This is a genomic window from Methylobacterium sp. 190mf, assembly GCF_900107945.1.
Lineage (GTDB): Bacteria > Pseudomonadota > Alphaproteobacteria > Rhizobiales > Beijerinckiaceae > Methylobacterium.
Map to the genome: position 1 here is coordinate 270,345 of NZ_FNVI01000003.1, position 18,168 is coordinate 288,512.

14 protein-coding genes are annotated in these 18,168 nt (G+C 71.4%); 5 read left to right on the forward strand and 9 right to left on the reverse strand.

Annotated features, from left to right (window positions below):
• From dctP to C4T42_RS05445, 4 genes are all read left to right on the forward strand, one after another.
• Positions 1-1,023: a TRAP transporter substrate-binding protein DctP gene (gene dctP / locus C4T42_RS05430; protein ID WP_020091898.1), complete on the forward strand. Its 1,023-nt coding sequence runs from the start codon at positions 1-3 to the stop codon at positions 1,021-1,023.
• Complete coding sequence (locus C4T42_RS05435; protein ID WP_103984798.1) at positions 1,020-1,712, forward strand: TRAP transporter small permease; 693 nt, start codon at positions 1,020-1,022, stop codon at positions 1,710-1,712. Before dctP ends, C4T42_RS05435 begins: the two co-directional genes overlap by 4 nt.
• Entirely contained in the window at positions 1,709-3,061 is a 1,353-nt protein-coding gene (locus C4T42_RS05440; protein WP_020091896.1) for a TRAP transporter large permease, read from the forward strand. Before C4T42_RS05435 ends, C4T42_RS05440 begins: the two co-directional genes overlap by 4 nt.
• 194 nt (positions 3,062-3,255) lie before the next feature.
• Positions 3,256-3,723 carry a YbaK/EbsC family protein gene (locus tag C4T42_RS05445; protein WP_103984799.1) on the forward strand — a complete coding sequence of 156 codons (468 nt, stop codon included), beginning with the start codon at positions 3,256-3,258 and terminating at the stop codon, positions 3,721-3,723.
• 250 nt (positions 3,724-3,973) lie between these two features.
• Here C4T42_RS05445 and C4T42_RS05450 read toward each other — a convergent pair whose 3' ends face one another.
• The 4 genes from C4T42_RS05450 to C4T42_RS05465 all read right to left on the reverse strand — a co-directional run bounded on the left by C4T42_RS05450 (position 3,974) and on the right by C4T42_RS05465 (position 8,805).
• A complete protein-coding gene (locus C4T42_RS05450) occupies positions 3,974-4,786 on the reverse strand; it encodes an enoyl-CoA hydratase/isomerase family protein (protein ID WP_103984800.1) in 813 nt (270 codons plus the stop codon).
• A 23-nt stretch (positions 4,787-4,809) separates the two neighbouring features.
• Positions 4,810-6,030: a CoA transferase gene (locus tag C4T42_RS05455; protein WP_181049145.1), complete on the reverse strand. Its 1,221-nt coding sequence runs from the start codon at positions 6,028-6,030 to the stop codon at positions 4,810-4,812.
• Positions 6,031-6,036: 6 nt separating this feature from the next.
• Entirely contained in the window at positions 6,037-7,329 is a 1,293-nt protein-coding gene (locus tag C4T42_RS05460; protein WP_103984801.1) for an MFS transporter, read from the reverse strand.
• Positions 7,330-7,554: 225 nt separating this feature from the next.
• The gene (locus C4T42_RS05465) at positions 7,555-8,805 is read right to left on the reverse strand and encodes an MFS transporter (protein ID WP_103984802.1); all 1,251 of its coding nucleotides are present in this window, start codon (positions 8,803-8,805) and stop codon (positions 7,555-7,557) included.
• 511 nt (positions 8,806-9,316) lie between these two features.
• On the opposite strand from C4T42_RS05465, the gene C4T42_RS05470 reads away from it, so the two are divergent.
• The gene (locus C4T42_RS05470; protein ID WP_103984803.1) at positions 9,317-10,264 is read left to right on the forward strand and encodes a L,D-transpeptidase; all 948 of its coding nucleotides are present in this window, start codon (positions 9,317-9,319) and stop codon (positions 10,262-10,264) included.
• Between the two features lie 56 nt (positions 10,265-10,320).
• On the opposite strand, the gene glpX is transcribed toward C4T42_RS05470, so the two are convergent.
• The 5 genes from glpX to C4T42_RS05495 all read right to left on the reverse strand — a co-directional run bounded on the left by glpX (position 10,321) and on the right by C4T42_RS05495 (position 18,165).
• Positions 10,321-11,304, reverse strand: a complete 984-nt coding sequence (glpX, locus tag C4T42_RS05475; protein WP_103984804.1) for a class II fructose-bisphosphatase — start codon at positions 11,302-11,304, stop codon at positions 10,321-10,323.
• 145 nt (positions 11,305-11,449) lie between these two features.
• A complete protein-coding gene (locus tag C4T42_RS05480; protein ID WP_020091888.1) occupies positions 11,450-12,766 on the reverse strand; it encodes a homoserine dehydrogenase in 1,317 nt (438 codons plus the stop codon).
• 145 nt (positions 12,767-12,911) lie between these two features.
• The gene (locus tag C4T42_RS05485; protein WP_103984805.1) at positions 12,912-13,571 is read right to left on the reverse strand and encodes a hypothetical protein; all 660 of its coding nucleotides are present in this window, start codon (positions 13,569-13,571) and stop codon (positions 12,912-12,914) included.
• Positions 13,568-16,744, reverse strand: coding sequence for a hypothetical protein (locus C4T42_RS05490; RefSeq protein WP_103984806.1), 3,177 nt, complete (start codon positions 16,742-16,744; stop codon positions 13,568-13,570). Before C4T42_RS05490 ends, C4T42_RS05485 begins: the two co-directional genes overlap by 4 nt.
• Complete coding sequence (locus tag C4T42_RS05495) at positions 16,744-18,165, reverse strand: hypothetical protein (RefSeq protein ID WP_103984807.1); 1,422 nt, start codon at positions 18,163-18,165, stop codon at positions 16,744-16,746. The genes C4T42_RS05490 and C4T42_RS05495 overlap by 1 nt, the downstream gene beginning before the upstream one ends.
• Between the last annotated feature and the right edge of the window lie 3 nt (positions 18,166-18,168).

Sequence of the window (18,168 nt, forward strand, 5' to 3'; positions counted from 1 at the left end):
ATGACGCCAACTCGTCGATCGCTGATCGCGGCCACGCTCGCGGCACCGGCCATCCTGCGGTTCGGCTTGAACAGCGCGCAGGCGGCCACGACGCTGAAGCTGTCCCACCAGTTCCCCGGCGGCACGATCGACGAGGGCGATTTCCGCGACCGCATGTGCCGGAAGTTCGCCAAGATGGTCGGCGAGCGCTCGAAGGGCGCCCTGGACGTCCAGGTCTACCCGGGCTCCTCGCTGATGAAGACGAACGCCCAGTTCGGCGCCATGCGCAAGGGCGCGCTCGACATGTCGCTCTACCCGAGCCCCTACGCGGGCGGCGAGATTCCGGAACTCAATATCGGCCTGATGCCCGCCCTCGTGACGTCCTACGCGCAGGCCGTGGCATGGAAGGCGGCCCCGGTCGGCCGCAAGCTCACCGAGATCCTGGACGCGAAGGGCATCATCCTGGTCTCCTGGGTCTGGCAGGCCGGCGGCGTCGCGAGCCGGGAGCGCGCCCTCGTGGCGCCGGCCGATGCCAAGGGGATGAAGGTCCGCGGCGGCTCGCGCGAGATGGACATGATGATGAAGGAGGCCGGCGCGGCCACCCTCTCGATCCCGTCGAACGAGTCCTACGCGGCGATGCAGACCGGCGCCTGCGACGCGGTGATCACCTCCTCCACCAGCCTGATCTCCTTCCGCCTGGAGGAGCTGTCCAAGGCGCTGACCTCGGGGCGCGAGCGCTCCTACTGGTTCATGCTCGAGCCGATCATGATGTCCAAGATCGTGTTCTCGGGCCTGCCGAAGGAGCAGCAGGACCTGATCATGGCGGTCGGCACGGAGCTCGAGGCCTTCGGCCAGGCCGGCGCGAAGGAGGACGACACCCGCGTCGAGGAGATCTTCGCCAAGGCCGGCGCCAAGGTCGTCCAGGTCGACGAGAAGTCCCTCGGCCAGTGGCGGGATCTCGCCCGCAGCACGGCCTGGAAGGACTACGCCGCCAAGAACGCGAACTGCGCGGAACTGCTGAAGCTCGCGGAGCAGGTCGCGTGAGCCACGGCTTCGACGCGGCCACGGCCGCTCCGGAGGCGCGCGGAGCCGAGGAACCGCGCCTTCCGGGCCTCCTCGGCGCCTTCGATCGGGGCATGCGCCTCCTGAACAAGGTGATCCTGGCCGTCGGCGGCCTCTGCCTGGTGGCCGCCTGCCTCGTCCTGACCCACAGCGTCGTCGTCCGCTACCTCCTGAAGGAGCCGACGGAGTGGCAGGACGAGATGGCGGTGTACCTCATCATCGGGGCCACCTTCCTGTCGGCGGCCGGCGTGCAGGCCAAGCGCGGGCACGTGGCGATCGAGGCCCTGACCGGCCTCCTCCCGCCGGCGGCGAACCGGGTCCGGCTCCTGCTGGCCGACGTCGTCAGCCTCGCCTTCTGCCTGTTCTTCGCGTGGAAGAGCTGGTCGCTCGATCACGAGGCCTGGGTCGACGGTCAGGTCTCGCAGTCGACCTGGGGACCGCCCCTCTGGATCCCCTACACGCTCATGTCCGTCGGCATGAGCCTGCTGTGCCTCCAGTTCGTCCTGCAGATCGCCGAAGCCCTCGCCTACGGGCCGCGGGCCGCCGGCTGGGCGCAGCCCAAGATCGGGCTCGGGGCCGACGTGAATCGCGACATGCACGGGGCGGCCGAGGTCGCGCCCCGGGGACCGGACCCGATGGGTCAGACCGTTTCCGCGAAGGTTGAACGATGAGCACGGCCGCGATCGGCTTCCTGTACGCGGGCGCGACCCTCGGGGCGATGCTCTCGGGCATCCCCATCGCCTTCGCGCTGGGCTTCGTGGCGCTCGCCTTCATGGTGGCGTTCATGCCCGGGGCCTCCCTCGATACGGTGGCGCAGAACGTCTACGAGGAAATGGCCTCCATCACCCTGCTGTCGATCCCGCTCTTCATCCTGAAGGGCGCGGCCATCGGGCGGTCCAAGGCGGGCCAGGATCTCTACACGGCCATGCACGCCTGGATGCACCGCATCCCGGGCGGCCTGGGCATCGCCAACGTCTTCGCCTGCGCGCTCTTCGCCGCCATGGCGGGCTCCAGCCCGGCCACCTGCTCGGCGATCGGCTCGGCCGGCATCCCGGAGATGCGCAAGCGCGGCTACTCGCCGGGCTTCGCGGCCGGGATCATCGCGGCGGGCGGCACGCTCGGCATCCTGCTGCCGCCCTCGATCACCATGATCCTGTACGCGGTGGCGGCCGAGCAGTCGCTCGGGCGGCTGTTCCTCGCGGGCATCGGGCCGGGACTCCTGCTCGTGGGCCTGTTCGCCGCGTGGTCGATGGTGCGCTTCCGCTCGGAATACGCCGCCGCGAAGGTGGCCCTGGAGCGCGGCGGGCCGGCCTCGCCGATCCTGGCGGACGAGCAGTACAGCATGGCGCAGCGCTTCTCGACGCTGCCGCGGGTCCTGCCCTTCGTGGTCCTGCTCACCGGCGTGATGGTGGCGCTCTACGGCGGCTACGCCACGCCGTCCGAGACCGCGGGCCTCGGCGGGTTGATGGCCCTGGCGCTGATCGCCGCGATCTACGGCGTCTGGCGGTTCCGCGACGTCACGCCGATCCTGACGGCGACGCTGCGGGAATCGACCATGCTGATGCTCATCATCGGCATGTCGCTGCTCTACGCTTACGTGATGAGCTACCTGCACATCTCGCAGTCGGCCGCCGCCGCGATCGTCGCGATGCAGCTCTCGCCGTGGGTGCTGCTGGTGACCATCCTGGCGCTGGTGATCGCGCTCGGCTTCTTCCTGCCGCCGGTCTCGATCATCCTGATGACGGCGCCGATCATCCTGCCGCCGCTCAAGGCCGCCGGGTTCGACCTCGTCTGGTTCGGCGTCGTGATGACCATCACCATGGAGATGGGCCTGATCCACCCGCCGGTGGGCCTCAACATCTTCGTCATCAAGAACATCGCTCCGGACATCCCGCTCTCGGACATCATCTGGGGCACCCTGCCCTTCGTGATCCTGATGGCGGTGGCGATCCTGATCCTGTGCCTCGTGCCGGGCATCGCGATGTGGCTGCCGGACCTGCTGCTCACGACGACGCGGTAGCTCGATCCACCCGGCCCGTGCGAGGCAGGCCCCTCTCCGCCCGGAGAGGGGCCTGTCGCGCGTGGGGACGCGGTCGCGCGAGCGCCGCGTCCCGCGCAGCGTCGGCCCGCGTCGGCGCGCTGGCCGGCGCGACCGGAGCCGCCTATGGCAGCGCGCGCGCCGCCCCGCCCCGATCCCGAGCTTCGGACCGAACCATGAGCCTCGCCTCCGTGCGCGCCTTCTTCGCCGAGAAGGCGCCCGACATCGCGGTCATCGTGCTGGAGACCAGCACCGCGACCGTTGCCGAGGCGGCGGAGGGCCACGGCGTCGCCCCGGCCCAGATCGCCAAGACGCTCTCGATCCGGGTCGGCGATCAGGTCGCCCTGGTGGTGACGCGCGGCGACGCGCGGCTCGACAACCGGAAGGCCAAGGCCGCCTTCGGCGGCAAGGTGCGGATGCTCGACCTCGGCGAGGTCGAGGCGCTCACCGGCCATCCGGTGGGCGGCGTCTGCCCCTTCGGCCTGTCGACGCCGCTGCCGGTCTACTGCGACGTCTCGCTGCGGGCGTTCGACGAGGTGGTGCCGGCGGCCGGCAGCACCCACAGCTCGGTGCGGATCGCGCCGGCGCGGATGGCCGAGCTGACCGGCGCCGCCTGGGTCGATGTCTGCGCGCTGCCGGGCTGAGCGGCGCGGTCAGCGCCGTTCCCGCTCCGCACGAGGCGCGGGTCCCCGCTCCCGTGCGGGAGAGGGACAGGGTGAGGGATCAGGTCTCTCCGGACGTGGCGCGCCGTCGACGGAGGATCGCGCGCTTGATCCTGAACGTTCTCGTCCCTCACCCCAACCCTCTCCCGCCTGGGAAAGGGGGCATGGCGCCTCTGTCTCGACACCGAAGACGCCTTCTCTCCGGACCGTCGCAACACCCTCCGGTGCGGCCCTAGCGCCCGGTCCAGTTGGGCGGGCGCTTGCCGAGGAACGCCTCCATGCCCTCGCGGAAATCCTGGCTCATGTAGCACATGAGGATCAGGTCATCGCCGGGATGCGGCGCGCCCTCGGCGCCGGCCTCCTCCTCGGCGAGCCGCCGCAGCCCCTCCTTGGTCGCCTGCATGGTCAGCGGCGCGTGGTTGGCCAAGAGCTGGGCCAGCGTATCGACCCGCTCCGTGAGCGCGATCCGATCGTCGACCACCTCGCCCACGAGGCCGATGGCGAGCGCCTCCTCGGCGCCGACGAGGCGGGCGGTGAAGATGATATCCTTGACACGCGCCGGGCCGATCAGGCCGGAGAGCCGCTTGAGGTTGCCCTGGCTCAGGCAGTTGCCGAGGGTGCGGGCGATCGGGAAGCCGAAGCGGGCGTCGCGCGTGGCGATGCGCAGGTCGCAGGCCGCCGCGATGGCCGCGCCGCCGCCCGTGCAGGCGCCGGCGATCGCCGCGATGGTCGGCACCCGCAGCCGCTCCAGGGAGCCCAGCACCTTGTCCATGAAGCGCTCGTAGCCCAGCGCGTCCTCGGCGGTGCTGAAGTCGCGGAACTGGGCGATGTCGGTCCCGGCCGCGAAGGCCTTGTCGCCCGCGCCGGTGATGATCAGCGCCTTGACCGCCGGGTTCGCGGCGATCGCCTCGCAGCAGGTGATCAGGCCCTGATACATCGCGAAGGTCAGCGCGTTGCGCGCCTGCGGTCGGTTCAGGACGATGCGGGCGATGCCGGCCTCGTCAATGGTGAACAGCAACTCGTCGGTCGCGGGCTTGGCGGTCATGCGCGGGTCTCCGGGTGGCGGCGTCAGGCCGCGGTCTCGCGGACCACGCCCCGCGCGATCAGCGCGTCGATCTCGGCCGGCGCGTAGCCGGCCTCCGCCAGGATCGCGCGGGAATGCTCGCCGAGCAACGGGGCCGGCCCGTGCACGCGTCCCGGCGTCTCGGAGAACTTCACCGGCAGGCCGAGCGTCTTCATGCGGCCGACCCGCGGGTGATCGACCTCGACCACCATCTCGCGGGCGAGGGTCTGCGGGTCCCGGTGCATCGCGTTCACGTCGAGGACCGGGCCGGCCGGGACGCCGCCGGCTTCCAGCCGGGCGAGCCACTCGGCCGAGCCGTGGGCCCGGAAGATCGGCGCGAGGGTCGCGGCGAGCGCGTGCCGGTTGGCCATCCGGTCGCGGTTGAGCGCGAAGCGCGGGTCCTCGGCGAGGTCGTCGGCGCCGATGGCCTTCAGCAGGCGCAGCCAGTTGGTCTGGTTGGCCGCGCCGATCGTGATCCAGCCGTCGGCGGTCTCGAAGGCCTCGTAGGGAGCGTTCAGCGGATGGGCCGAGCCCATCGGCCCGGGCGCGATCCCGGTCGCCATGGCGATGGCCGACTGCCAGTAGGTGTGGGTGATGCCGGCCTCGAACAGCGACGTGTCGACCGCCTGGCCCCGGCCCGTGCGGAGCCGGTTCGCGTAGGCGGCGAGGATGCCCATGGCGGCCAGGATGCCGGCGGTGATGTCGGTGACCGGCGGCCCGCACTTCATCGGCGGACGCCCGGGCCCCTCCCCGGTCACCGACATGAGGCCGCTCATACCCTGCGCCACGAGGTCGAACCCGGCCCGGTCGGCGTAGGGACCGGTGCGGCCGAAGCCGGAGAGCGAGCAGTAGACCAGCTCCGGGAACTCGACCTTGAGGGTCTCGTACCCGATCCCGAGGCGCTCCATCGTGCCGCCGCGGTAGTTCTCGATCAGGGCGTCCGCGCCCTTGAGCAGGCGCCGCAGGACCGCGACGCCGTCCGGATCCTTCAGGTCGAGGCTGAGTCCGCGCTTGCCGCGGTTCATCATCATGTAGGCCGCGCTCTCGCCCTCGAGGGCGGGCGGGACGGTGCGACGGGTGTCGTCGCCCTCCCTCTTTTCGACCTTGATCACCTCCGCACCCATGTCGGCGAGCATCAGCCCGCAGACCGGCCCGGCCATGATATGGGCGAGCTCGATCACCCGCATCCCGGCGAGGGGACCCGACCGCTTCATCGTCTCCGCCATCGCGCGCTACTCCCCGGCCGGGACGGTGGCCGCGGGGCCGACCGGCGGCATGACGGGATCCACGAACTCCCGCTCGGGGTGCATCGTGAAGGCCAGCGCGGCGCCGAGCAGGCACAGGCCGATCGAGCCGACGAAGGGCAGCGTCCAGCTCCCGGTCACGTCGACGATGACGCCGAAGACGATCGGCGAGACGATCGCCGCCACCGCCGAGCCGGTGTTCATCAGCCCGCTGGCGGTGCCGGCGTATTTCGGCGCGATGTCCATCGGCACCGACCAGATCGGGCCGATCACCAACTCGGCGAAGAAGAAGCCCGAGGACAGGAGCAGCGCCACGAGGGTCAGGTCCCGGGTCATGAACACGCCCGCGAGGCTCGCCGCCGCCCCGAGGAAGCCGATCACGATCACCGACAGGCGCGCGAGCTTCACCTTGCCGGTGCGGTGCAGGATCGAGTCGCTGAGCAGGCCGCCGACCGTGTCGCCGACGACGCCGGCGAAGAACACGCCCGAGGCGAACAGGGCCGAGTTCTTCAGGTCGAGGCTGTAGTTCTCCTTGAAGAAGCTCGGCAGCCAGCCGAGGAAGAGCCACAGCGTCCAGCCGTAGCAGAAATACGTGACGGTGACCGGCAGCATCCGGCGCGTCAGGGCACCCCACGGCACGCTCTGCTTCGCGCCGACCTGGCGGGGCGGCGGCAGCGTCGCGAGCTCGGCCTCGGTGATCGCCGGATGCTCGGACGGGTCGTCGCGGAAGTACAGCCACCAGATCGCGACCCAGACGAAGCTCACCGCGCCGAGGATGACGAAGCTCGTCCGCCAGCCGAAATGGTAGATCAGGAAGGCCACGATCGGCGGCGCCACCGCGTTGCCGAGCCGCGCGAAGGCGTGGGTGATGCCCTGCGCGAAACCGCGCCGGCCGGGCGCCGTCCAGTTCTGCATGGCGCGGGTGGCGGTCGGGAAGGTCGCGCCCTCGCCGAAGCCGAGCAGCACCCGGGCCATGAACAGGCTGACGAGGCCGCCGACCATGCCGGTCAGGATGGTCGCCGAGGCCCAGATCACCCCGCAGGCGAGCAGCGTGCGTCGGGCGCCGAACTTGTCGCCGACCGAGCCGCCGATCACCTGGAAGATCGCGTAGGGGTACGCGAAGGCCGACAGGATCAGACCGAAATCGGTCTTCGACATGCCGAAATCGCGCATGATCTCCGCACCGGCCGTGGCGATGTTCACCCGGTCCAGATACGTGATGAAGTACATCAGACAGAGCAGGCCGAGCACGCCGTTCGTGGCGCTGAAGCGCTTCGACATCGACCGTTCCTCCCATGGGGGCGCCGCCTCGCGCGGTCGCCGGGCACCTCGGCTCTCGGACCGGGCGCTCTTTCGTAATGCATTATTCAAACGCGTCGCGCGGCGGAACGCAACCGCCGACGTGCATCCGGCACGTGAATTCATTCCACGGGGTGCAACTGAAAACGGGGGCCGCCCGGGCCCCCGTATCGTGTCGGTCGTCGCCGGGAGGCGCCGCGGCGCCGGTCAGGCCGTCGCGGGGCGGAGCTGACCCTGCTCGGCCTCGGTCGGGGTGCCGATCGCCTTGCCGCGCGGCCCGACCCAGCTCCCGACCCACTTGCGCTGCCAGAGGGCGAGGCAGCCGAGCACGATCGCGGTGAAGACGGCGTAGCCGACGAAGCCCAGCGAGAACGAGCCGGTATACTGCTTCGACAGGCCCATGACGTTCGGTAGGATCGCGCCGCCGAGCGCGCCGATCTCGCCGATCATCGAGCCGGCCACCGCCGTGTTGGTGGGCCAGCGCAGCGGGACGAGCTGGAACAGCGCGCCGTTGCCGGCGCCGAGCGCCGCGAAGCACAGCATGAACAGGAGCGTCGTGAGCGCGAGGGACGGGGTCGCGGTCAGCGAGAGCAGGGTCGCGATCGCCGCCAGCAGCACCACCGACAGCACCGCGATGCCGCCCATCCGGTCGGCGAAGTAGCCGCCGACGATCCGGATGCCGGAGCCCATGAAGGCCGCCAGCATCGTCAGCCGCCCGGCCTCGACCTTCGTCACCGCGAACTGCTCGTAGAAGAAGGTCGGCAGGAAGTTCGACAGGCCGATGAAGCCGCCGAAGGTGATCACGTAGATCAGCGAGAACGCCCAGCCGTCCTTCGTGAACAGGCAGGAGACGTGCTCCTTGAAGGACTGGTGCTCGCAATCCGGCGGCTCCTTGGCGAGCACGATCATGACCGCCAGCGGCAGCAGCATGACGAGGCCCGCGAAGGCGTAGGTGGTCTGCCAGCCGTAGGCCTGGGCCAGCGGCGGGGCGAACAGCACGGCCAGCACGGTGCCGGAATTGCCGGCGCCCGCGATGCCCATCGCCAGCCCCTTGTGTTCCGGCGGGAACCAGCCGGAGCCGAGGGAGAGCGCGACGCCGAAGGACGCGCCGGCGATGCCGAGCAGCACGCCCATGGCGAGCACGTCGTTGTAGGAGGAGACGAACAGATAGCCGTAGGCCATCGCCAGCATGATCACGACCATCTCGGTGATCGCGGCGTTCTTGCGGCCGATATACTGGGCCAGGACGCCGAGCGGGAAGCGCATCAGCGCACCGGCGAGGATCGGCAGCGAGATCATGAAGCCGGTCTGGGCCGGCGTCAGCTTGTAGGTCTCGGTGATGAACGGGCCCATGGCGCCGTTCAGGACCCAGATGGCGAAGCAGAAATCGAAGTAGAGGAATGCCGCGAACAGCGTCGGGGGGTGACCCGACTTCATCACCGTTTTGAAGCTGGCCATAGCTGGTGCTCGTCGTAAGTGGGCGAACCGCCGTGCGGTCGCTCATGCCGGGGATCCGGACTCACACCGTCCGCTGTTTGGAGCGTCGTTGCTCCGCCGCCGCAGCAGGCGCGGCTCACCGGGCAATGCAGCAAGCGTGCCACGCCGGGCGAAGTCCCGCCGACCGGATCGCTCGGCCGTCGCGGCGCCGCGGCCGAACCGCGTACGGCAAGTCGCTGCCGCCGAGTCGCTGCCGCTCGGCGAGGCAGGCGTGCCGAGTAAACGGGCGCTCGCCCGGCGCCCTCACGGATCGGTGAGCGGCGCGGCCGAAATCGTTGCTGCACGAGGGCAACACACGCGGCGAGAAACGATCCGGAAGACCCTGTAAGTTGCCCTTGATGACCGTCGGCAACTTGGCGGTAAAGCGTGACCTTTGCTAAGCCCCGGGATGAGCTGTGCCGCGACTTCGTGCCGGCCCGCTCGCCTGCGCGTCGCGGCAAGCCCCGGCGACGCCTCCCGAGGAATTCGAACCATGTCCGCCCCGATCCGTCGCCTTCTCCTGGCCGGCTTCACGGTCCTCGCCCTCGCCTCCGCCGCGCAAGCCCAGGGCCGCGGCCCCGTGGGCGATGCCGGGATCGACGGGTTCGGCGACGACAATCAGCTCTACCAGGATCAGAACGGCGCGCTCTACGTGCGTCGCGGCGGCCGCTACCTGCCCTATACCGGCCGCACCGACTTCGTGCGCCCGGCACCCCCGCCGCCCGCCGCGCAGGCCCCGGTCGCGCCGCCGCCGGCCGCCAACCTGGACACGGACCCGACGGTCCCGGCACGCCCGGGCAGCGCGCCTCCGGCCGAGGGGCTCTCGCCGCTGGAGGCCGCCAAGGCCAAGGCCGTGCTCCGCGCGCCCGACAACGAGCCGATCGACTACGCCAAGATCTACGGCCCGATCACGGACGACGTGTTCCCGGTCCAGGCGTTCAATTACAAGAAGATGAACCCCGCGTTCCTCCGTCAGGAGATTGCCTATCACGGTCCCTACGAGCCGGGGACGATCATCGTCGACCCGCGGGCCCACCAGCTCACCCTGGTCGAGGCCAACGGCCGGGCCCGCCGCTACGGCGTCGGCGTCGGCAAGCAGGGCTTCTCGTGGTCGGGCACCGCGACGGTGAATTCCAAGCAGGCGTGGCCGGACTGGTACCCGCCGAAGGAGATGATCGCCCGCAGCCCGAAGCTCGCCAGCGAGGTCGACAAGCTGCAGAGCGGCCTCGGCGTCGCCGGCGGTCTGCGCAATCCGCTCGGCGCCCGCGCCATGTACCTCTGGCAGGGCAACAAGGACACGCTGTTCCGCATCCATGGAACCCTCGAGCCCTTCTCCATCGGCAAGAGCGTGTCGTCGGGCTGCATCCGGATGATCAATCAGGACGCGATCGACCTGTTCAGCCGGGTCGGCGTCGGCAGCAAGGTGGTGGTGCTGAACTGAGGCCGGGCTAAGTCCCCCGCCTGCGCGCCGCCGGTCCGGGACCGGCGGCGCGCGATTTAGGTCAGCCCGCGCCGGTGCTCGCCGAGGATCCGGCGCACCGTCCCGGCCTCGGACCGGTAGACCAGAGTCTCGGTCTGGATCTTGTCCGGCCGGAAGCGCACGCCGCGCAGCAGGGCGCCGTCGGTGATGCCCGTGGCGGCCACGATGACGTCGCCGCTCGCGAGATCGGTCAGGTCGTATTTCCGGTCCAGATTCGCGATGCCCATCTCGGCGGCCCGGCGCCGCCGGTCCGGGGTGTCGAGGATCAGGCGTCCCTGCATCTGGCCGCCGATGCAGCGCATCGCGGCGGCCGCCAGCACGCCCTCGGGCGCCGCGCCGGTGCCGAGATAGAGGTCGATGCCCGTCTCCTCGGGGCTCGCGGTGAAGATGATCCCGGCGATGTCGCCGTCCGAGATCAGGCGCACCGCCGCGCCGGCCGCCCGAACCTCGGCCACGAGCGCCGCGTGGCGCGGCCGGTCGAGGATCAGCGCGGTGATCTGCTTCGGGTCGACGCCCTTGGCCCGGGCCAGCGCCACGATGTTGTCGGTCGGGCTGGCGTCGAGATCGACGAGGCCGGGCGGATAACCGGGCCCGATGGCGATCTTCTGCATGTAGACGTCGGGCGCGGCGAGGAGCGAGCCGCGCTCGGCCATCGCCATGACGGCGATGGCACCCGGCATGTCCTTGGCGCAGAGGGTCGTGCCCTCCAGCGGATCGACCGCGATGTCGACCTCGGGCCCTTCCCCGAGACCGAGCTGCTCGCCGATGAACAGCATCGGCGCCTGATCGCGCTCCCCCTCCCCGATCACCACGGTGCCGCGGATCGGCAGGCCGTTGAGCTCGTCGCGCATCGCGTCGACCGCCGCCTGGTCGGCCGCCTTCTCGTCGCCCTGGCCGCGCAATCGGGCGGCGGCGATGGCGGCACGCTCCGTCACGCGGGCCAGTTCGAGGGCGAGCGTGCGCGGGACGCCGCGCGATGCCGGCTTGGGGGCCTCTTCCATGGTTTCCTGCCTCTGGCCGGGTCCGATCTTGGGGTCGGATCCCGGATGGATACCGTCGGATGACGGCCGCGCAGCGTATACGCCGGTTCGCTAATGCCCACTATCCTGCATCAAGCGGTGGGGGGGCACGCTACCGTATGCACTGTTATTCACGCTCGATCCGGATCAGCTGCGGCGGCTCCGCCAGCAGCCCGTCTGCGCCGATGGCGTCGAGCGCGTCGCGGATGTTGCCCTCGGTCGCCGCGTAGGTGATCAGCACCAGCGGCACGGGCCGGCCGGAGCGGCCGCGCGGATCGGCCTCCGGCCCCTCGACGCGGCGCTGCAGGATGCTCTCCAGGGAGATGGATCGCTCGGCCATCCGCTGCGCGACGCCGGCCGCGACGCCCGGGCGGTCGTGGACGGTGAGGCGGATGTAGTAGCCGCCCTCGTGACGCTGCATCTCCACGCGCTCGCTGGCGCGCATCGCCGCGGCCGGAACGCCGAAGGTCGGGCGGATCACGCCGCGCGCCACGTCGGCGATGTCGGCCACCACCGCGGAGGCCGTGGCCTCGCCGCCGGCGCCGGGACCGATGAGCGTGAGCTCGCCCACCGCGTCGGCGTCGATCGTCACGGCGTTGGTCACGCTCATGACCTGCGCGATCGCCGAGGATTTCGGCACCATGGTCGGGTGGACCCGCTGCTCGATGCCGGCCTCGGTCGCCTGCGCGACGCCGAGCAGCTTGATCCGGTATCCGAGCTCGTCCGCCATGCGCAGATCGAGGGGCTGCACCCGGGAGATGCCCTCGACCGACACGCCGTCGGCGTCGACGACGGTCCCGAAGGCGAGGCTCGTCAGGATCGCGAGCTTGTGCGCGGTGTCGAACCCCTCGACGTCGAAGGTCGGGTCCGCCTCGGCGTAGCCCAGGGCCTGCGCGTCCTTCAGGCAGGCCTCGAAGGTCAGCCCCTCGCGCTCCATGCGGCTGAGGATGTAGTTGCAGGTGCCGTTGAGGATCCCGTAGACGCGGGAGACCGCGTTGCCCGGCAGGCCCTCGCGCAGGGTCTTGATCACCGGGATGCCGCCGGCCACCGCCGCCTCGAAGGCGAGGGCCACGCCCTTCGCCTCGGCCTGCGCGGCCAGGGCGGCGCCGTGGCGCGCCAGCAGCGCCTTGTTGGCGGTCACCACCGGCTTGCCCGCCGCGAGCGCCGCCTCGACCACGGCCTTGGCCGGTCCCTCGGCGCCGCCGATCAGCTCGACCACGCAGTCCACGGATTCCGACCGGGCGAGCGCCACCGGATCGTCGAACCACGCGATGCCGGACAGGTCGAGGCCGCGGTCCCGGCCACGGTCGCGCGAGGAGACCGCGGTGACGCGGATGTCGAGGCCCGCCGCAGCGAAGGCGGCGCGGCGGCGCTCGACCATCCGGACCACGGACGCACCGACGGTCCCGAGTCCGGCGATCCCGAGGCGAAAGCTCACTGTCATGACCCCTTCCGTGCCCGGGCGACCGCGATGGACCGGGCGCCCGATGCGGCGCACTTCTGCAAGAAGAACTACCGTCTTGTCAAGTATTTGGCAGGGTTGCGAAATTCGCCCTGTCCGATTGTCTTGCGCGCACTCTTGGGCGCACTCAGCGGTAGAACGCGCTCACGCTCAGCAGGGCCTGCTTCCTCTGCTGCTCCTGCTGGGCGCGCTGCTCCTGGAGCTGCTGGGCCTGCTGGGTCTGGATCGTCGGGTCGGGCTCGGCCGGTAGCACGACCGGGACGGCTGGCGCCAGGGTCGGCAGGGTGACGCCCGGCCCGAGCGCCGCGGCGAGATCCGTGCCCGCCTGCGGTGTCTGGCCGGCCGGCGGCGCATCAGACGCGCCGCCGAGCGCGCCGAGCAGCGCCCGCGCCTTCTCGACGTGGCCGCCCATCTGCTTCTCGACCTTGTCGCGCACCGTGCCCGGGGCGCCGCCGTTGCCGGCGTCGCTGGCGTTGTAGCGGCCGACCCGGCCGGCGTTGATCGCCGAGTACATATCGAGCAGGCCCATGCCGGGCTTGAAGCCGCGGTCCTTGAGGAACCGGCCGGCCGCCTCGACCTGCTGCTCGGCCGTGCTCCGGTTCGAGACGCCGTAGTGCTGCTGCTCCCATGGGCCGAACTGGAAGATGCCGGCGTAGCGCCCGCCGGCCCCGCCCATGACGGCGGGGTTGAGCTTCCCGCCGCTCTCGTAGGACGCGACCGTGGCGAGATCGAGCGGGTTGGCGCCGATCTGCGCGGCCGTCTGCCGGAATGCGTCTGCGATGCTCACCGCCGGCTCCTCTTGAGCGCGTCCTTCACCGGATCGGGCTCCTCGTTGTCGTTGAGCGCGCTCGCGATCTGGTCGGCGTGCTCGATCCCCCACAGCTTCGAGCTGCGCGCGAGGTAGGCACGGTTGACCGGGTTGTTCTCGCGCAGCAGCGCGGCGGCTGCCTCCGGATTGACCAGGGCCTCGTCGAGCATGCGGTTGATCGCCCCGCTCTGGGCGGCCTTGACGCTGTTGCGGGCGAGCCGGGCGGCGATCGACGTGACGAACCACGGCACGCCGATCTGGCCGCGCTTGACCGACATGACGCCGCTCTGGATGCTCTCGGGCGACACGGAGCTGCGGATCGTGTCCATCATGCCCTGGGCCGTGCCGGAGCTGTTCGGCGCCCGGCCGCGCGCCCCGACGTTGGTGTGCTGGAGCACCTCCGCGAGCTTGTCGAGGTTCGCGAGGTGCTCGGGCTCGTCCCGGTAGGCCTCTTGGAGCACGGCGCGCACGTTGGGCTTATCCACGAACGCCTTGAGCTTCCCGGGCATCCACGGCTGCACGCCGTCCGTCGAGGCGGTCGTCTCGCCCTTCCGCCGGCCAACGCGCTCCGCTTCCTCCCAGATCGCCCGACGCATGCCGTCGACCGCGCCCTTCTCCCGGCCGGCGAAGTCGAGCAGCTCGCGCGCGGCCTCGGCGGGCTTGGCGGCCGAAAAGACGCCCTGGATCGCCCGGCTGGTCTGCTCGGTGCCGTAGTGCAGGTACTGGCCCACGGCCGAGCTGCCGCGCGTGTTCTCCGTGCCCAGCTCGCGCTCCAGGCCGGCCCGGCGCTCCTCCGCGAGGTTGGCCGACCGCTGCGTCCGGGCGCGCGTTTCGAGCTGGGCCCGCAGCTCGGGGAACTGGTCGAGCACGCGGCTGTGCTCCTCCATGAACCGGGTCGCGGCCTCCGGCGTCTGCGCGGCCGACGCGGCCTCACGGATCTGGTCGGCCACGGCGTTGCGGGCCCGCGGGTCGGTGCCGGCCTCGCGCATCAGCGCCTCGAACCCGCCCTGGTCGGCGCTGTCGGGGCGCGCGAACCGGCCCGGGACGCTCGCGTCGGACTGCCGGTAGACGCCCTGATTGCGATCGAGCACCTGGGCCACGTCCGTCTGCGGCCGGGTGAAGCGGTCGTTGAGCTGGCGCGAGAAGTCCCGGGCCGCGTCGTAGGCCTCGACGTTCGGGTTAGCCTGCCGGGCGTAGTCGTCCAGCGCCGTGATGTACTGCTCGATCACGCGCGCACGCGCGGGGTTAGAGGTGGACAGGGCGTCCCGGTGCTCGGCCGCGAGGGCCGAGCGCAGGTCGGCCGTCTCGCGCAGGGGGACCCGCACGGGCTCGGGCTCGGGGGCTGCCGCGCCGGCCGGCGCCGGGCGGTCGCCCAGCAGTCGTTCGGCCATGGCGCGCTCGGACGGGTCGAGCCCATCCATGGCCGCCCGGCCGGCCGCTCCGGCCCCATCGGCCGCGGCGCTGGCTTCGGCCGGGACGAACCGCTGCGGGATCCCGGTGAGGTGCGACGGGTCGAACAGGTCCCGGGCGGTCTGGGTGAGGCCGCTGCGGACGTTCCCGAAGGCGTCGACCAGCGGGCGGATGTCCGCGTCCCCGGTCGACACGCCGGCCCAATGGGAGCGCTCCAGCTCGCGCGCGGCGGCCTTGGCGTCCTCCAGGGCGGCCCGGATGTCCTGGCCCCGGGCGTCCGGGTGCATCTGCGCCTGGAGGCGGCTGGCCGCTTCCTCGAACCGGGCCTGGGCAGCCTGGGCCTCGGCGCTCGCGCCGGTCTGGAGCTGCTCGCGCCAGCCGGCGAGGCCCTCGCGCAGCGCCCCGGCGTTGCCCTCGGGGGCGAGGCTGTCGATCGCCGAGTTGACGGCCTGCTCGTTCTCCACGCCGCGCTGCGCCAGGGTCGGACTGCCGGAGGTGCGGCGGCCGTACTCCGTCGCGGCGATGCCCGGGTTGCGGGTCACGTCCGCCAGGGTGTCCTGGTAGCCGGGGACCGTGTCGCTGATCGGCTTGGCCCGGCCGCGCTCGATCGCGGACACAATGTCTGACGTGTCGAACACGTCGCGCTTGCCGACTGGCACAGTGGGCGCGCCCGACGCCGTGGCGAGGCGATCGACGACTGCGTCCCGCACGACCTGATTGGCGAACCGATCGCTGCCGGTGATCGCGCCGTACACGTCGCCGACCTTGCTGATCGCGTGGCTGCCGATCCCGTAGAGCCCCAGGGCGCCAAGCGCGCCGGCCAGATCGCCGGCTGCGTGCCCAACCCCGTGCTCGTCGACACCGGCCGCGCGCGTCAGCTCGTTCACGCCGGCCGCGCCCGCGCCGGCCACGCCGGCCGCGCCGACCTCGCGGCCCAGGAACTTCGAGGGGTTCGCGGCGGCCTGCTCGACGAAGTGCCGGGCGATCGGGTTCTGGATCGCCCGCGCGCCCTCCATGCCGACCTGGGCGGCCTTGCCGATCGCCGCGCCCGCCGGGAGCGCGGCGCCGCCGATCTCCTGCCCGATGCGGTTCGCGGCCCGCTCGAAGACGTTGTCGCCCTGGCGCACCGGCAGGTCGAGGTTCGCGCCCGTGGCCGCGTTGATGCCGCCGATGGTCGCGTCGTTCGCCGTGTCCAGCGCGCTCTTGTTGAAGTCCGAGCCCAGGAAGGGCTTCGAGATGTTCGGCGTCAGGCCGAGCGCGGTCCGGAGCTGGGCCACGCCGGGCGTCAGGTTGAGCACCATGGTCGTCAGGTCGACCGGCAGGCCGGCCATGGTGGCCGCGCCCTGGGCGACGCCGCGCACCCCCTGGTCGGCCACGCCGAACAGGCCGGCCAACGCGCCGGAGCGCCGCTCGCCGCCCTCCTGGGGCTTGGACGTGACCGGGGCGGCCGGCACGCCGCGCATCTGGGCGTCCAGGTCCGACGACTGCTGATAGGGGGACGGCCCCTTGGGCCCGAGCCCGACCTTCTCGGCCGCGCGCTCGACGAGCCCGCCGGCTGCGCTCTCGGCGCGCGACAGCGCCCCGGCGACCAGATCGCCGATGCCGCCGGTCGTGGCCGGAGCGGCCGGCGCCGCCTTCGGGGCGCCGTAGACCGACTGCATCGCCTTCGAGATGACCGCGTCCGGGGTGCCGTCCGGGAACTCGTTGATCGCGCCGTCCGGACCTTCGACCTCGATCGGCATCACTGTAGCTCCCCGCTGGCGGTCCACTTCCGACGAACAGGCGCGCCGGCCGGCGCCGGGGCGGGCCCACCAGCGGCGTCCGGCGGCCGGATCGCGTTGGCGGCCGGCGCGGCCCCGCCGATCATGGCGCGCTTGGCCGCGATCTGCTGCCGGATGCCGGCGATGACGGCCTTCGTCTTGTCGGCCGACTTGAGCATGCCGTCGATCCCGAGCGCCTTGGCGGCGATCTCCATCTGCTGATTGCTGAGCCGGCCGTTCGGGTCCTGCATCTTGGCGTACTGCGCCAGGATGGTGTTCTCAAGCAACGTCGCCTGCGGGATATTCGGGTTGAAGTATCGGGACATCTCGGGCGGCAGAGAACCGTCCTCGACCTGCTTGAGATAGTCCTGGGCTTTGGGGCCGAACATGGTCGCGGCCTCCTTCATCGTCGCCATGGCGTCCTGGCCGATGCCCAGAACCTGCCCGGTGAGGCCGATCGACTGCGGATTGGTCGTCGCGATCTTGTCGAGCGCGTTGACGCTCTGCTCCAGGTTCGAGAGATCCAGGAGCTGCGTCTCGATGTTGGACTTCGCGCTCGCGCCGAGCCCGGTGTCCGACTTGTTGCCGGTGAGCTGGGCCGTGTAGGTGCGCGAGCCCGGCGGCAGCTCGGCCCCGGTCTGGGTGTCGACGAGCTTGCCCGAGCCGTCCGTGCGGGCGGTGCCGGACTTCCCGTCCGGGGTGTCGTAGTTGAAGAACTGCGCCTTCTGGGTGTCCGGCGCCGGGGTCTGGCCGATCGCGTCCAGCCGCGAGGCGATGCGCGGGCCCTGCGGGGTCATGACGGTCTCGACGGGCGTGTTGCCGAAGGCAGCCGCGCGCTGCGCCGCCGGCTCCATGCCGGCGAGCACCCGCGCCTTGACGGCATCCTCCGTCAGCGGCTTGTCGCGCCCGGCGATCGTCTCGCCGTTCGGCAGGACGGCGTTCTGGCCCTCGTTGACCTTGATGATGCCGCGCCGCTCCTGCGGCACGCCGTACAGGCTCGCGACGCTCGGCGGGGTGTAGCCGACCTGCCCCTCGGACAGCGGGTCCATCAGCTTGAGGGTGATCTTGTTCTGATTGTCGGCCGCGTTCGTGGCGAGCGCGCGGGAGTTGTCCGCCGCGTTCGCCTTGAGCGTGGTCGCGTTGTTCCGGTCCACCGCCGTCAGGCTCTGGCTCGGCGCGTAGGCGCCCGCGATCGAGGCGAGGCGGTCGAGCTGGCCCTGGTCGCTGTTCGGGTCCTGGGCGAGCTTGTAGGCGTCGGCGAGGTACTGGACCTTCTGGAGGGTCTCACGCGACTTGGCGCCGGCCAGGATCTCCTGGGGCGTGACCTTGAAGGCGTTGGCGATGCTGTCGAAGGCGCCGGAGATCTGCTGCGGGTCGACGGCGTTGTTGCGGAAGGACGGCATGTC

What these genes read in the sequence shown, in the direction of transcription:
- dctP (WP_020091898.1), top strand. Translation starts at nt 1, where the DNA reads ATGACGCCAACTCGTCGATCGCTGATCGCGGCCACGCTCGCGGCACCG.
- C4T42_RS05440 (WP_020091896.1), top strand. Translation starts at nt 1,709, where the DNA reads ATGAGCACGGCCGCGATCGGCTTCCTGTACGCGGGCGCGACCCTCGGG.
- C4T42_RS05445 (WP_103984799.1), top strand. Translation starts at nt 3,256, where the DNA reads ATGAGCCTCGCCTCCGTGCGCGCCTTCTTCGCCGAGAAGGCGCCCGAC.
- C4T42_RS05450 (WP_103984800.1), bottom strand. Translation starts at nt 4,786, where the DNA reads ATGACCGCCAAGCCCGCGACCGACGAGTTGCTGTTCACCATTGACGAG.
- C4T42_RS05455 (WP_181049145.1), bottom strand. Translation starts at nt 6,030, where the DNA reads ATGGCGGAGACGATGAAGCGGTCGGGTCCCCTCGCCGGGATGCGGGTG.
- C4T42_RS05460 (WP_103984801.1), bottom strand. Translation starts at nt 7,329, where the DNA reads ATGTCGAAGCGCTTCAGCGCCACGAACGGCGTGCTCGGCCTGCTCTGT.
- C4T42_RS05465 (WP_103984802.1), bottom strand. Translation starts at nt 8,805, where the DNA reads ATGGCCAGCTTCAAAACGGTGATGAAGTCGGGTCACCCCCCGACGCTG.
- C4T42_RS05470 (WP_103984803.1), top strand. Translation starts at nt 9,317, where the DNA reads ATGTCCGCCCCGATCCGTCGCCTTCTCCTGGCCGGCTTCACGGTCCTC.
- glpX (WP_103984804.1), bottom strand. Translation starts at nt 11,304, where the DNA reads ATGGAAGAGGCCCCCAAGCCGGCATCGCGCGGCGTCCCGCGCACGCTC.
- C4T42_RS05480 (WP_020091888.1), bottom strand. Translation starts at nt 12,766, where the DNA reads ATGACAGTGAGCTTTCGCCTCGGGATCGCCGGACTCGGGACCGTCGGT.
- C4T42_RS05490 (WP_103984806.1), bottom strand. Translation starts at nt 16,744, where the DNA reads ATGCCGATCGAGGTCGAAGGTCCGGACGGCGCGATCAACGAGTTCCCG.
- C4T42_RS05495 (WP_103984807.1), bottom strand. Translation starts at nt 18,165, where the DNA reads ATGCCGTCCTTCCGCAACAACGCCGTCGACCCGCAGCAGATCTCCGGC.